Source organism: Achromobacter sp. F4_2707 (genome assembly GCF_047501535.1).
Lineage (GTDB): Bacteria > Pseudomonadota > Gammaproteobacteria > Burkholderiales > Burkholderiaceae_B > Yanghanlia.
The window spans coordinates 39406-53479 of the sequence record NZ_JAZDRJ010000006.1 but is presented as its reverse complement, the minus strand read 5'-3'; the positions used below and the strand labels follow the sequence as shown (position 1 = coordinate 53479).

General features: G+C 57.9%; 12 protein-coding genes. 4 read left to right on the top strand and 8 right to left on the bottom strand.

Features of this window, described 5'->3' with window-relative positions:
• Positions 1 to 495: 495 nt before the first annotated feature.
• Complete coding sequence (locus VRY85_RS07390; protein WP_414597952.1) at positions 496 to 1170, top strand: SOS response-associated peptidase; 675 nt, start codon at positions 496 to 498, stop codon at positions 1168 to 1170.
• 117 nt (positions 1171 to 1287) lie between these two features.
• Here VRY85_RS07390 and ssb read toward each other — a convergent pair whose 3' ends face one another.
• The 5 genes from ssb to VRY85_RS07365 all read right to left on the bottom strand — a co-directional run bounded on the left by ssb (position 1288) and on the right by VRY85_RS07365 (position 5509).
• Positions 1288 to 1746, bottom strand: a complete 459-nt coding sequence (ssb, locus tag VRY85_RS07385; protein ID WP_414597951.1) for a single-stranded DNA-binding protein — start codon at positions 1744 to 1746, stop codon at positions 1288 to 1290.
• 66 nt (positions 1747 to 1812) lie between these two features.
• Positions 1813 to 2622 (bottom strand): DUF3560 domain-containing protein, encoded by an 810-nt coding sequence (locus tag VRY85_RS07380; RefSeq protein WP_414597950.1) that lies wholly within the window; start codon positions 2620 to 2622, stop codon positions 1813 to 1815.
• Positions 2623 to 3267: 645 nt separating this feature from the next.
• A complete protein-coding gene (locus VRY85_RS07375; RefSeq protein WP_414597949.1) occupies positions 3268 to 4578 on the bottom strand; it encodes an MFS transporter in 1311 nt (436 codons plus the stop codon).
• A gap of 9 nt (positions 4579 to 4587) precedes the next feature.
• Entirely contained in the window at positions 4588 to 4845 is a 258-nt protein-coding gene (locus VRY85_RS07370) for a metal-sensing transcriptional repressor (RefSeq protein WP_132475008.1), read from the bottom strand.
• A gap of 136 nt (positions 4846 to 4981) precedes the next feature.
• Positions 4982 to 5509, bottom strand: coding sequence for a JAB domain-containing protein (locus VRY85_RS07365; protein WP_347287406.1), 528 nt, complete (start codon positions 5507 to 5509; stop codon positions 4982 to 4984).
• 597 nt (positions 5510 to 6106) lie between these two features.
• On the opposite strand from VRY85_RS07365, the gene VRY85_RS07360 reads away from it, so the two are divergent.
• From VRY85_RS07360 to VRY85_RS07350, 3 genes are all read left to right on the top strand, one after another.
• Positions 6107 to 8446 (top strand): heavy metal translocating P-type ATPase, encoded by a 2340-nt coding sequence (locus VRY85_RS07360; RefSeq protein WP_414597948.1) that lies wholly within the window; start codon positions 6107 to 6109, stop codon positions 8444 to 8446.
• 154 nt (positions 8447 to 8600) lie between these two features.
• Complete coding sequence (locus tag VRY85_RS07355) at positions 8601 to 9086, top strand: hypothetical protein (RefSeq protein WP_414597947.1); 486 nt, start codon at positions 8601 to 8603, stop codon at positions 9084 to 9086.
• A gap of 48 nt (positions 9087 to 9134) precedes the next feature.
• Positions 9135 to 11351: a DUF3141 domain-containing protein gene (locus VRY85_RS07350; RefSeq protein WP_414597946.1), complete on the top strand. Its 2217-nt coding sequence runs from the start codon at positions 9135 to 9137 to the stop codon at positions 11349 to 11351.
• A gap of 155 nt (positions 11352 to 11506) precedes the next feature.
• On the opposite strand, the gene VRY85_RS07345 is transcribed toward VRY85_RS07350, so the two are convergent.
• The 3 genes from VRY85_RS07345 to VRY85_RS07335 form a co-directional block, all read right to left on the bottom strand.
• The gene (locus tag VRY85_RS07345) at positions 11507 to 11923 is read right to left on the bottom strand and encodes a DUF411 domain-containing protein (protein WP_414597945.1); all 417 of its coding nucleotides are present in this window, start codon (positions 11921 to 11923) and stop codon (positions 11507 to 11509) included.
• A 58-nt stretch (positions 11924 to 11981) separates the two neighbouring features.
• Positions 11982 to 12455, bottom strand: coding sequence for a c-type cytochrome (locus VRY85_RS07340; RefSeq protein ID WP_180150739.1), 474 nt, complete (start codon positions 12453 to 12455; stop codon positions 11982 to 11984).
• A gap of 81 nt (positions 12456 to 12536) precedes the next feature.
• Positions 12537 to 14048: a multicopper oxidase family protein gene (locus VRY85_RS07335; protein ID WP_414597944.1), complete on the bottom strand. Its 1512-nt coding sequence runs from the start codon at positions 14046 to 14048 to the stop codon at positions 12537 to 12539.
• Positions 14049 to 14074: the final 26 nt, after the last annotated feature.

The window sequence follows — 14074 nt, the reverse complement described above, 5'->3', positions numbered from 1 at the left end:
CAGTCAACGTGTAGTGTCCTTGCAGTCTTCATGCGGTCAAAGTACAGATTGAAGGCTGCCGGTCTGTAGTCATGGTGTTGTGGCCGTAGGGGCACTACGCTGTCTACGCGCCAAGAGGCCACAGACGTGGTCGCAATCCTGCCAGCCAAATCAAAGTCTTACGCCGGTTTGTTGCTCTGTCTGCCTTACGGCGGCGAAAGTGGCCGCTTGCCCGCAAACGATTGATCCATAAGCCCTTTTCCCACTCCGCCAGGGGTGCGTCATGTGTGGGACTTTTAAGGCCACAAATGAGCGAAGGCGAACTTGGGGACGGAAGTCCCAGCCAGAACGGAAACCGGGCTGGCATCGTCACCGGACAGGGTCCCAGGCGCAGCCTGGGAACTGCACGGCACTAGCAGCAAAAGCTGCTCTGACATGCTCCCCAACAGTAAACCACCTGCAGAGAACAGCAATCCCGACATTGCACACCCGCAGCAAACACGCGGGAATTTCTCTATGTGCAATCGCTACGTAACACCCGATCAGGCGGCTCTTGAACGCTACTGGCATGTAGGAGGCCAGAACCCGCCAAGGCTCTGGGGGCCACTGGTCCATCCCCGGGGCATGGGGCCGTTTATTCGTGCGGGCGACCAGGGGCGGGAACTTGCTGCGGGCCAGTGGGCGCTGATTCCACCATTCGCCAAGGGTGCCAAACTGCCCTATTCCACCAACAACGCACGTGCGGAAGAACTGGCTAACAAGCCCACCTTCCGGCAGGCGTGGGCGCGGGGGCAGCGCTGCATCATTCCGGCGGAATCTTTCGATGAGCCCTGTTGGGAAAGCGGCAGCAATGTGTGGTGGCGGTTCCGGCGCGCCGATGGTGCGCCCTGGGGGCTGGCCGGTCTGTGGAATACCTGGGTCGGTCGAGATACCGGCGAAGTGGTGGAAAGCTACACCATGCTCACGCTGAACGCGGACACTCACCCCCTGATGAACAGAATGCACAAGCCGGATCCCTCCAAACCTGCCGGCGCGCAGGATAAGCGCTCGGTGATTCCGATTGAGCTGGCCGATGTCGATCAATGGCTGAACGGCAGCCAGGACGACGCGCAGGCGCTATTTACTCTGACGCCCGCTGCGGCATTCGATGCCATCCCGCTGGAACCGCCGCGACAGTCCAGCCTGATTTAATGATTTGCGCAGGCCAGCGCGGACATGACGGAACCACACGCGACAAGACCCGGCAAAGCCGGCCCAGTCGCGGTTTTTTGCCAGGCCGGCGTTACCCGGCCTTCGGCGGGCTGTCGATCAAAACGGAATATCTGATGGTTCGACTTCTTCAGGTGCTGCAGCAGGTGCCTTCGCCTTGCTGTTGCGGCCTTTCGAGCGGGCTGCCGGCCCAGGCTGGGCGGTGTCAGCCTGGGCCGTTTCCCTGGCGCCCAACATCTGCATTTGGTCTGCAATGATTTCCGTGGTGTAGCGATCTGTGACGGTGTCGGCGTCCTGCCATTTGCGGGTTTTCAGGCGGCCTTCCACAAATACGGTGCGGCCTTTGCGCAAGTATTCACCGGCAATTTGAGCCAATCGGCCATAAAAAACGACACGGTGCCACTCAGTTTCTTCGCGGCGCTCACCTGTGGCCTTGTCCTTCCATTGGTTGGTCGTGGCAATCGACACTGAGCACACGGCTGCACCGTCTGCGGTGTAGCGGACTTCGGGGTCTTTGCCAAGGTTGCCGATCAGAGTGGCGCGGTTCAATGATGCCATGGTGACTTCTCCTTTGTGTCAGTCAGGGTAAAAACCTGGACGACCTTTCGCCCAGGTGGGGAAGACTTATTGCTGCCGCTGGGCGAGTTCCAGGGCACGCATGAAATCCATTGCGGACCATTGGGCATTGGCCGTCAGTTGTCGAACCCAGGCGCTGCGTGTCGGACTCCAGCGAAAACCGTGGCGCTTGAGCAAGTCGCGAGTTTCCTTCGCCGGTTTGCCGTCAAACAGGAACATGGCGCGGTTTTCCTGCGGATCCTCGCGGTAGGTGTAGCCGGGGCCGCTGCGTTCAAACTCGGGCCGGTCAGCCACTTTCTCCAGGTCTTTGATGCGTTGGGCAATGCGGCGAATATTGGCGTTGTTGTTCTGCAGTTGGTACGGTGCAAAACCGATACGACCCATAAAATCGGGCTTGACCAGTTCGCGGGCGCGAGTATCGTCCACCAGGCCGCTGGCTACGAGGGCGCTGATGCAGGTTTCCGGCTCGGCCTTGGCGTGGCGGCGAAGAATCCCATTCAGTTTCTTCATGGTGTCCTGCCATGCCTGCAACGATGCCAGCTTGGCCTTCAGTTTTTCGATGGCCTGCGGGTCATCGCTGGAGATGCCGCCCTTGCCTACTGCTGCGGCCTTGTCTGCATAGTGTTCGGCCTTCTTCTGCAACTCAAAGGATTTTTCATAGCCCTGCTGGATGCGCTCCCGATAGCGGCGGTCGCCACGTTCGGAGTGATGGCCCACCAGAATTGGTTGACCAAAGGGAATGGCCTGTGCCATGTCGTGCGCCTGGGCGTGTGCCGCGTCTGCCTGTCGTTCGGCCTGTGCGGCCTTGGCCTGATACCCTGCTTTCCGTGCTGCTTGCTTCGCTTCATAGGTGTTCATGATCTGATCTCCAAATGAGGTTTTGGGTTTTCAGCTGACCGGATCCGAAGATTCTTGAGCCGAAACGTAAATCCGCCGTGTGGGGTTTATGCAGGCTCTCCGGTCTTGCCGCCGTCTTCCGTGAGTTCCGTCGCCGTGCCGATCTGGATCATGTAGCGCCGACCGGAAAGAGGCGGGAACGGAAGCCGCAGCCCGAAGCGAAGCGGAGGGATCGGGTGAGTACCCGGCGAAGCGAACCCCTTGTAGGGAGAAGCGCAGTGATACCGTCGGCGGTTTTGGCGACGGAACTCACGGAAGACGGAACAGCGGCCCGCCCGAGCGATGACCCCGAACGGCAGCCGCGCGGCGAGCGCCCCAGCCGCGCACGGCGCGGCTCTCACCTGGGCCACCGGCCCAGAGCAAGCGAAGCGCGCAGCGCCGGCAGGCGCGAAGACGTGAGGGATGGAAGCCCGAAGGGGCAAGACGCCGCAGGCGGCTTGTTGCGAAGCACGACAGCCCGGCCCGCAGCCGACAGGCGGAGGGACACGCGTGTGGACTATCGTTGAAATAGGGCCCACCCGCCCAGTCAGGAAACTAAGGCGCGGTTAGATTCGGCGCTGCTGTGGCTTGTCTTTCTGTGTCAGGGGTATGAGCGGCGGACCGCACTTAAACGCGCGTCCAGTCCCGGTGCAGATCGTCAAAGATTTGGGGGTGGCGATGCACACCTTGGTTTGTGTATTCGCGCAAATGAGGATGATCTGGTGGCAGATCCGGGTGATCGTGAGGGATGTCAGAAGAATCACTAGCGGGCCAGAGCCGCAATGCCAGCCCCACTCCGGCGAGACCGATGAGCGACATGATGACGAAGGTTGACTGCAGTCCAAAGGCAGCGCCAAAACGGCCGACCAAAGGATAGGCAATGAGCCAACATAGATGAGATAGCGCGAACTGCGCGGCAAAGACCGCAGGGCGATCCTCGGGATGTGCTGAGCGACGCAACAATCGACCGGAAGGTGTTTGCGCCATGCTGTAGCCAAAGCCGACAACGACCCAGATCACCAGTAGACCAACATAGCTGGAAATCATCGCACCAGCTGCTGTTCCCAGCACCAGCATCGCCGCGCCCGCAATCATCACGGGTCGATCGGCAAGCTTGCCAAGCAAACGAGGCAGTGCGAAGGCTGCAATCATCGAGCCGCCTCCGAAAGAAGCCAGCGCCCACGCGACCTCGGATTCACCCAGACCGAAGCGAGCCTTCACGATGACCACCGTATTGACAATCACCATTGACCCAGCAGCTGCCACTGCGAGGCTGATCGCCAACAGGCCCCGAAGGCGGGGCGTGGCAAGATAAATCCGCGTACCGCGCGTGATGCGCTCCCAGATACCACGACGCGGGCCTGGAACGGTTGAGGGCAGCCTCACGCTTACCACGAGCGCCGCGGAAATAAGGAAGCCGAGAACCGTTCCGGCAAACAGGTTGTGAAAACTGATGACCGTGAGCAGCGCGGCGGCCAGCATAGGGGACACCAAGCTTTCTAGATCGTAGGCCAGCCGCGAAAGAGACAGTGCCTTCGTGTATTCGTCTTCATCGGGGAGGATGTCCGGGATGGTGGCTTGAAAGGTCGGCGTGAAGCCTGCCGATGCCGCCTGCAAAACGAAGATCAACACATAAATTTGCCAGATTTCGCTGACAAAGGGCAGGCTCAGCGCAATAGCCGCTCGTATCAGATCTAGAGCAACAAGCAAAGATCGCCGCGGCAGCCGATCTGCGAACGCTTGCGCCACCGGAGCAACTCCAACATAGGCGAGCATCTTGATGGCGAGCGCAGTGCCGAGAACCACGCCAGCATCTGCACCGGCAAGGTCGTAGGCAAGCAGGCCCAACGCCACCGTCATCAGTCCGGTGCCAATAAGGGCGATCACTTGAGCCGCGAACAGGTGGCGGTACGTGCTGTTCTTCAGGACAGAGAGCATCGGATGGCCTCAAAGCAGTTTCGTCAGCGCCTTCATTTCGGCCAGCACGGAGTCGTTGTCATGGGCAATGCAGTGATCGATATGATCGTGAATGAGAACGCGCTTTGCCGCCGTGACAGCGCTTTCTACCGCCGCGAGCTGACGGGCGATGTCGAGACACGAGTCGCCACCTTCGATCATCCCGATGACGTGCCGAAGATGCCCATCGGCACGTTTCAGACGCTTCACGATATCGGGATGAGTAGAGTGCTTGCCCTCTGCTTTCATGCGGCAATTTTATCCCCCTAGGGGGATACTACAAAGCAAATTTGCCGACGGTGTTGGCCAACCGTGGACCTGCCTGGTCAATTGCATTCGTGCCTATAAAAGGCAGGGCGGAACGCCCTGCCCGATTTTCTGGCTCTCACATCTCCCCACGTTCGGCGAGCGAGATCGTTTCTGACGCGGTCACGATGACATGGTCAAGAAACCGCACATCAATCAAGGCCAGCGCTTTCCTGAGATGCTGGGTCAGATTGAGGTCGGCCATGCTCGGCTCGGACGAACCGGACGGATGGTTATGCGCCATGATCAACGCGGCAGCATTCAGCCTCAATGCCGTTTTCACGATCTCACGCGGATACACGCTCGCCTGATTGATCGTACCCAGGCCCTGCTCCATGTAGCGGATAGGCTTGAACTTGCTATCCAGATACAGGAAAGCCGCGCACTCATGCCCCAAGCCGGCCAGCTTAGACTGGAAAAATTTGCGTACTTTCTGAGGGTTGTCCACTGGCTGTGACTGCGGCAACAGACTTTCTGCAGCCATGCGGCCCGCTGCAAGAATCATGTCATCGCTGGCCAGCTTATAGCGACCGCTAGGGCCCCGCACGTAGAGTGCAGGGGTAGCGTTCATGTTGTCATAGCTCAGCGCGGCGGTTTGGTGTTCCATGGTTGTTTTCTCCTTTCGGGGTTAACCGGCTACCGGGGCCGAAGATTCCGAGCCTTTTGTAGGTTTTGCGGTGACCGCAGTCCTACGTCTGGCCCGGAGTGCCACCGTTGCCGTGAGTTCGTCGCCTTGCCGCGCTGGATCAAGGAAGGACGATAGGAAACGGGCTGGCACGCAAGCCGCAGCCTGAAGGAGAACGAAGAGAACCGGAGGGACCGGGTGAGTACCCGGCGAAGCGAACCCCTTGGATGAAGGAGTGGAGTGATACTGTCGGCGTTTTAGGCGGCGCACTCAGGGCAATGGCTGCCCTTGCCACATAGAAGGATTGTGGATACCAGCCGCGCGGCGAGCGCCTTTATCGCCCGCAGGCGATCCGAACTGCTGGATCTTTTTTTCCCCACCAATCGCCGAACGCCAAGTAGATCGCCCCGTGAGGTCTGACTCTGTACCGATTTAGATGACAAAAATGTAATGCGCGCGAAATGTAAATTGGCACGTAGACGTGGCATGATTGACAACAGTCGGGCGCCGACGCTACGGTCGTTTACTTGCTGTGGCGCGCCCTAACTGACGTTCTCTAAAGGATTGACGAACAGAGCCATGACACAGAAACAGCGTGATGGTCATCATAAGAATGATCAACGGAATCATCCAGGCGCCGAGGCTGCACTCACCGACCCAGTATGTGGGATGCATGTCACCAAAAACACTGAGCATCAATGGCAGCACGCCGACAGAACGTTTTATTTCTGCAGCGAAAACTGTCTTCAAAAGTTCAGTGCCGGGCCCGATAAATACCTGGGCTCAAAGAGCGACAGCGAATCAGCCCTTACCGAAGACGCCCCGGGCACGATATACACGTGCCCAATGCATCCCGAGATTCAACAGGATCACCCGGGAAGCTGTCCAAAGTGCGGCATGGCGCTCGAACCTTTGATGCCGACCCTGGATGACGATAACCCCGAACTGGTAGATTTCTCGCGGCGCTTCTGGTGGACACTGCCCTTCACAGTCGTCGTCACAATCCTTGCAATGTTCGGCCCGCAACTCGGTTGGTTCGACATAACCACACAGACTTGGGTCGAGCTCGTACTGTCCGTTCCCGTAGTCCTGTGGGCGGGCCTGCCCTTCTTCGTCAGAGGATGGCAATCGGTCGTCAACCGCAGCCCCAATATGTGGACCTTGATCGGTCTAGGCACAGGAGCGGCATTTGTATATAGCACGCTGGCGACCGTGGCCCCCGGAATTTTCCCGGAGACCTTTATGTCGATGGGACGCGTTGACGTCTACTTTGAAGCCGCCGTCGTCATCATTTCCCTCACACTGCTCGGGCAAGTTCTAGAGCTTCGCGCGCGCTCACAGACCTCGGCCGCGATCAAGTCTTTACTCAGTTTAGCGCCTAAAACGGCCCGCCGAATCAACGCCGACGGAACCGAAGAAGACGTGCCTCTGACCCATGTTCATGAAGGCGACCGTCTGCGCGTGCGCCCTGGAGAAAAAGTCCCGGTAGACGGCGTGGTGGAAGACGGTTCCAGTTCCCTGGACGAGTCGATGCTAACTGGCGAACCTTTACCCGTCAGTAAACGGGTGGGCGACAAGGTTATTGGCGCAACCATGAACACATCGGGCGCTTTGGTGATACGCGCCGAAAAAGTCGGCTCTGCAACCGTGCTTTCGCAAATCGTTCAGCTTGTCGCACAGGCGCAGCGCTCACGCGCACCAATGCAGAGAATGGCCGACCTTGTAGCAGGCTACTTCGTCATGGCGGTCGTTGCGATCGCCATCATCACTGTATTCGTATGGGGCATCTTCGGGCCCCAGCCGAGTTGGGTGTACGGCTTGATCAATGCCGTAGCGGTATTGATCATTGCATGCCCCTGTGCGCTCGGGCTGGCCACGCCCATGTCAGTGATGGTCGCAACCGGCCGGGGCGCCACGCAAGGTATTTTGTTCCGCGATGCGGCCGCAATCGAAAACTTGCGGAAGGTAGATACCCTTATCGTCGACAAAACCGGCACATTGACGGAGGGTCGCCCGGCGTTCGATAAAGCCGTTTCGGCCGGTGTAATGGAAGTGGACGAAGTCTTGCGCCTTGCTGCCAGCCTCGATCAAGGCAGCGAGCATCCCCTGGCTGACGCCATCGTCGACGCGGCTCGGGAACAAGGTCTGAGCCTGAGCCCAGTGAATAACTTTGAATCGGGCAGCGGTATAGGCGTCCGCGGCGAAGTTGACGGGAAGCGGCTGGCACTGGGTAATACAGCCCTAATGCAACAAGACGGTGTGGAGGTCACAACCTTGACCGAAACGGCCGAATCGTTCCGGGCCAGGGGCGCCAGCGTGATGTATCTGGCTGTCGACGGTCAAGTGGCCGGACTATTAGCCGTTTCCGACCCTATAAAGGCGAGCACACCGGAAGCCATGCAGGCCCTCAAGGAGGCGGGAATACGCGTCATCATGGCGACCGGTGACGGCTTAACGACAGCCAAAGCTGTTGCCGAAATCCTGAACATTGACGAAGTGTATGGCGAAGTGAAGCCCGCCGATAAGCTCGATTTAGTGAGCAGATTGCAAGCTGAAGGCCGGGTCGTTGCGATGGCCGGTGACGGCATCAATGACGCGCCGGCATTGGCCAAAGCAGATGTCGGCATTGCCATGGGAACCGGCACCGACGTGGCCATGAACAGCGCACAGGTGACGCTGGTTAAGGGGGACTTGCGCAGCATATCCACCGCACAACATTTATCCAGGAAGACGGTAGCCAATATGAAGCAGAACCTTGGCTTCGCTTTCATTTACAACGCGCTGGGCGTGCCGTTGGCGGCCGGCGTCTTGTACCCCTTTATGGGGCTCTTGCTCTCGCCCATGTTCGCCGCGCTGGCCATGAGCTTAAGCTCGGCATCCGTAGTATTCAACGCACTGAGACTGCGCAATTCAGTGTAGCCAAGCCGGCGCAGCTGCTCCTGATCTGACCGACGCTTGAATCCCGCGGACATTACTGTTTTGTAATGTCCGCGACATCATTTCGACAGCCCCCGCTCAGTATAGTGAAAGCAATGACCATGATCGTGGTCACTTGCAAGTAAGGAGCATCACCATGAGAAAGATCCGTTTAATCGCCTCCACCATTATTCTGAGTTCGGCTAGCGCCCTGTCGTTCGCTCAGACGACAGACGAGCATAACGCACACCACCCCGGAGGGACCGGCAACAACGAAACGTCAATTTCGGATAAATCATTAGCGGCAGACCCGGCGCTTCTGAAGCAAAAGATGGATACCCATATGAAGGCCATGAACACCTTTCATGAGAATCTTCAAAAAGCCACGCCAGACGAACGTCGCGCACTCATGTCCGAGCACCACGATTTGATGCAAGAAGGCATGAAGCTAATGGGCATGGCGTCCGCAGGAATGCAGGGTATGGGAATGATGGGAAGCATGCACTCTCAAACCGGAAAAGATCCATCCGCAGCGCCGTCAGGTGCACATCACGAGATGATGCTGAAACGGATGGACATGATGCAAGGCATGATGCAAATGATGATGGACAGAATGCCGGCGGCGGCCACTACAACCCCATAATCTTGGCGTTCTGATGACAACGACGCCGGCGCACGGGAGGGAACCAACATGAAGGCGGAAACACCGAACAGTTCACAGGGGAAAGGCCGCTACGAGGCGAGCCCAGAAGCCGATACACCCAAACTGCCACACTTGGCGGAGTATGCGGTTGACGCCTGGCAACGCAGTATCCTCTATGCAGACGTCATGCGCCAGCGCGGCAATCAATATGAAACGCACCTCGCCGAGCGTGTTCCGAATGTTCTGAATTTCCCTTCCGAAGTAGTGATATCCGGTAAAGACCTGCCTCGACCAGTGAACTATTGGCTGGTACGGATAGAGCCGCCGCACGACAAGCCTGCGGATCATATGAAACGACCTTTCGTGGTGATCGATCCTCGCGCTGGCCACGGCCCAGGCATTGGCGGCTTCAAAGTCGACAGCGAGATCGGCGTGGTTATCGATGCTGGCCACCCCTGCTATTTCATTGGTTTTCTGCCCGACCCCATAGAGGGGCAAACGATCGAAGACGTGATGCACGCGGAAGCGGCTTTCCTCGAAAAAGTGATTGAACTGCATCCGTGCCCTGAAGGTAAGCCAGCCGTCATTGGCAACTGCCAGGCCGGCTGGCAAATTCTGATGACTGCAGCCATTCGACCGGAACTGTTTGGCCCGATTATTGTCGCCGGTGCACCGCTTTCTTATTGGGCCGGATGGCGCGGTCGCGATCCCATGCGCTACACCGCCGGGCTGCTTGGTGGCAGCTGGTTAACTGCAATGACGAGCGACATGGGTGCCGGCCGTTTCGACGGCGCGTGGTTGGTGCAAAACTTCGAAAACCTGAACCCAGCCAATACGCTCTGGAACAAGCAACACCATCTGTATGCAAACATCGACACAGAGGCGCCCCGTTACCTGGACTTTGAAAAATACTGGGGCGGGTACGTCTACCTCAACGATGTGGAGATGCAGTACATCGTTGATAATTTATTCATTGGCAACCGCCTCTCGAGCGCCGAGCTGCGCACCTCGGATGGCTCACGCATCGATCTACGCAACATCCGCTCGCCGATCGTAGTCTTCTGCTCCTACGGCGACAACATCACACCGCCGCCACAGGCCTTAGGTTGGATTACTGACTTATACGGCGACGATGAAGACGTACTAACGCACGACCAAACCATTATCTATGCCACTCACGATAGCGTCGGCCATCTGGGCATCTTTGTGTCTGGAGCAGTCAGCCGCAAAGAACATCATAAATTCACTACTAATATCGACCTGATCGACGTTTTACCCGCGGGCATATATCGCGCAACGATTGCAGAGCCAGCGCAAAAAGATGGCGCGGTCCCGCTCGATAATTTTGAGCTTTCGATCGAGCCTGCCGACGTGGCCCGCGTGCGCGACATTGTCCAGCCGGATCCAGAGAGCGACCGTCGCTTCAACGCTGTGGCGCAGCTCTCGAAGATTAATTTAGGACTGTACCGCCAGTTTCTGCAGCCATGGGTACGTCATACGTTCACACCGCAGGCGGCGCAGTGGTTACAGGCCATGCATCCGTTGAGGCTCTCTTACGAATGGTGGTCCGATCAAAACCCGTTGTCATCACACATCGCCGATACTGCAACTAAAGTTCGCAAACAGCGTGTAGCGATTGACGACGACAATCCTTTTCTGCAGATGCAGGAAATTGGCTCGCAAGCCATTACGCAGGCGCTCGACCACTGGCGAGATGCGCGCGACTCGGCTTATGAACGAGCTTTTGAATGGATCTACGACTCGCCCTGGATGCGCATTATCACTGGACAGACAGGCAGCGACGAGCCAGCCCACGCGGGGCCTTGCACTGCACCTGATCATGATGCCTTGATCCAGCAGAAGATTACAGAGCTCCGTACCGAGATTGCCGAAGGAGGCGCGCTCGAGGCAGGAATCCGAGCCCTGATTTATATTCACCGCTTTTGTAGTTCTATTGATGAGCGGCGTGCGAACTTACTGCTCGAACTACACCAGCCCGACTGCCACCGTGGCTTTGACATGGCGTCTTTCCGCGACACAGTGCGCCGCCAAGCCAATATTATGCGGCTTGACGAAAAGGCCGCAATTGCGTCCCTGCCCCAGCTGCTGGCCCGTGACAACCCGGCCCGCATTCGGGAGATCGCTGACGGTGTCGCGCGTATGCGCGACTTTGGGCCGTTGTCGACTGCCGAAGAATCGAGTCTGTCTCAGATGTTGGGGATCTTCGATCATGCTGTCACTAGCCACGCTTTGAAGTTACCTTAAAGAACAGGTAAGAATCTACCCGCGCCTCCCGAGAGGCTCATCACAAAATGTCGTGATAACCGCGTCACATGCCTGCGCGGGTTGGGGCGAGGAAAGGCTATCCACATGATGCACGTACCGAGACATGATAGGAATATCACGACTCGGTACTACGGCTAGTCTTTTGAAAAGGCCTTCCCTTCGAAATCGACCGTCACCAGCTTTCCATTTAACTTGCCCATCCCGGGGGAATTCACTGGCATGCCAGGGGCCGCCACGCCCTTCACCGAAGCGTCTGCCAGGAGCTTGTTAACCGCATTGGCCGGCACGTGTCCCTCAATGATTTGCCCCGTACTCTCGACCACGCCTGTATGGCAGGATCCCAGCTTCGCGGGTACACCCAGCTTCTGTTTGATCGACGTCATATCAGTCGTCTTGATCGCTTTAACCTCAAAACCAGACTCCCGCATATGATCCACCCACCCGGAACAGCATCCACAGTATGGATCCTGATACACCGTAATAGCGGTATCGGCGGCATGGGCCAATGAAGAGGCGGCCATCAGAGTAGCCGCGACAACCAACATTTTCATAATTCACTCCTGATAAGTGGTCGGATCCGACCACTCGTAAATATCCTCTTGGACTCCATCAGCCCTGGGTTCGCACAGTCACTTCTTTTTGCGCCTCCAGCACCTTGGGCGGCCAGCTGCTCTTTATATACGCCAGCACCGCGATAATTTCCTCATCAGTCAGGATATCGCGATAGGCTGGCATATCGGTCTCGTAGCCCCGTGGCGCTGTGCGCCCCGGAACCAGGCTATTTTTCACCATGTCGATTAGCATTGCATCGGGGTGATGCCACGTGTGGCCGGTCTTATCGTGCGGCGGCGCGGGCAACCGACCATTCGCCAACCGTTGGCGCCAGTCCGGTTGACCTTGCAGCTCAGCGCCATGGCAGGACGCGCAATTGTTTGCGTATATCACTCTGCCCTGCATCACCAGGGTCTGATCGTCGGGGTCGATAAACACAGGCCCCGATTGTTTCATCGCCGTGTAAAGGGCTGCGGCGGAACCCAATAAAACGATTGCCGCTGCGCCAAAGACTAATTTCTTACGTGACATTGCTTCATGACTCGCTTAGCTGACCGTTATCTCTCGAAACATCCCAGCACCTGTGTGCGCTGGGAGTAACCATGCTCTGGCCTACGCGCTGACAGCGAACTCTGTCATCATGCCGGTCTCAAGATGCGGCATATGGTGGCAATGCAGCATCCAGCGCGCGGCTTCGCCCGCGTCGAGTGCGATATCGACCTTCGACATCGACGGCACATATACAGTGTCCCGGAAGGCGCCCGAGACCGCGCGTCCGTTCAGCCCGACGATCTGGAACACATGTCCGTGCAGATGCATCGGGTGGCCCATCATCGATACGTTATGAAAGGACAGCACGACCCGCTCGCCGCTTTTCGCGCTAACCGGACGGTGCTGGCCCCAAACGGCGCCGTCGATCGTCCAAACATAAGGCTGCATTGTGCCGCCCAGCGTTACGATGTGGCTACGATCTACGGGCCGACTCGTCAGTGCGTTCAAGGCGATCAAGCGCGACTCCTGTGACAAGTCAGTGTCAAAGGCGGGTGCGTCGGTTTCTGCCAGGGTGTCAATGCGGCGGATTTCAGCGCCCGGAGTGGCAAGGATCAGCCCTGTACGCTCTCGCGCCCCTTCCCGTAGCGCGAGAATCGGCCAGGCACCACCGTCCTGCGGCAGGTCGATTTCGAGATCAAGCCGCTGGCCCATGGCCAAGCCAAAGCGCGTACCCTGGATGGGCTGGATGGCATGTCCATCCACAGCGACGAGCCGGGCTTGCGCTTTCCCAGTCTCGATCCAGAAAACCGTTGCCGCAGCAGCGTTAATCACCCGCAGACGGATGCGCCCGCCACGCTCGACCTGCACCACCTCGGGATCCGAAAGCGTGCGGTCGTTGGCAAGATAGGCATCCCAGTCGTAGTCATTGAGATCCATCGCCATGCCATCCATGGCACCATGGTCCATGCCCGCCATATCACCCATGTGGCCGCCTCCATGACCATCTCCATGGCCGCCCCCGTGGCCTTCCTCGATCTCAGCCATCACTTCCTGGGGTGTCTTGAATGAGAAATCATGCAGGAATAGCACCACCTCTTGCCGATCGGCCGCGACATCTTCCTTTGAACGAACGATCAACGGCGCCGCGAGCAGTTGCATCTCCTGAATTGGCACATGACTGTGCATCCAGAATGTGCCTGACAACGGCTCGAAATCATAGGAGCGGGTCTCACCCGGCGCGAGCATCGGCAAAGGCAAGTCTGGTACGCCATCCTGCGCGTTGGGTGGAATTTGGCCATGCCAGTGAATGATCGTACTCACATCAAGATTGTTGGTCAGGTCAACCCTGAACCTCTGTCCGGGGTCGAGAACTAAGCCTTGGCCGCTAGGACCAGCAAGACCGAAGACGGTCGCCGCGCGACCGTCGACATCGAGCGTGCGGGTTGCTGCCTGTAGAGACAGCGGGGCCACACCCTGAGCTGCCGCGAACTTGGGCAGCTGCGAATAGGCCAGCATGGCTGCACCCGCGGCAAGAAAGCCGCGTCGTGAAATGGTATTCATTATTGTTTCCTGTACAACGGTAGTGCTAATGCATAGATATAGCGAAGTGCTGCGGTCAGTCGAGTGACGCAAGCATTACTTTTTCATAATAAAAAGAC

Excerpts from the sequence above, each read along its gene's own strand:
- VRY85_RS07390 (WP_414597952.1), top strand. The coding sequence starts at position 496 with ATGTGCAATCGCTACGTAACACCCGATCAGGCGGCTCTTGAACGCTAC.
- ssb (WP_414597951.1), bottom strand. The coding sequence starts at position 1,746 with ATGGCATCATTGAACCGCGCCACTCTGATCGGCAACCTTGGCAAAGAC.
- VRY85_RS07380 (WP_414597950.1), bottom strand. The coding sequence starts at position 2,622 with ATGAACACCTATGAAGCGAAGCAAGCAGCACGGAAAGCAGGGTATCAG.
- VRY85_RS07375 (WP_414597949.1), bottom strand. The coding sequence starts at position 4,578 with ATGCTCTCTGTCCTGAAGAACAGCACGTACCGCCACCTGTTCGCGGCT.
- VRY85_RS07370 (WP_132475008.1), bottom strand. The coding sequence starts at position 4,845 with ATGAAAGCAGAGGGCAAGCACTCTACTCATCCCGATATCGTGAAGCGT.
- VRY85_RS07365 (WP_347287406.1), bottom strand. The coding sequence starts at position 5,509 with ATGGAACACCAAACCGCCGCGCTGAGCTATGACAACATGAACGCTACC.
- VRY85_RS07360 (WP_414597948.1), top strand. The coding sequence starts at position 6,107 with ATGACACAGAAACAGCGTGATGGTCATCATAAGAATGATCAACGGAAT.
- VRY85_RS07355 (WP_414597947.1), top strand. The coding sequence starts at position 8,601 with ATGAGAAAGATCCGTTTAATCGCCTCCACCATTATTCTGAGTTCGGCT.
- VRY85_RS07350 (WP_414597946.1), top strand. The coding sequence starts at position 9,135 with ATGAAGGCGGAAACACCGAACAGTTCACAGGGGAAAGGCCGCTACGAG.
- VRY85_RS07345 (WP_414597945.1), bottom strand. The coding sequence starts at position 11,923 with ATGAAAATGTTGGTTGTCGCGGCTACTCTGATGGCCGCCTCTTCATTG.
- VRY85_RS07340 (WP_180150739.1), bottom strand. The coding sequence starts at position 12,455 with ATGTCACGTAAGAAATTAGTCTTTGGCGCAGCGGCAATCGTTTTATTG.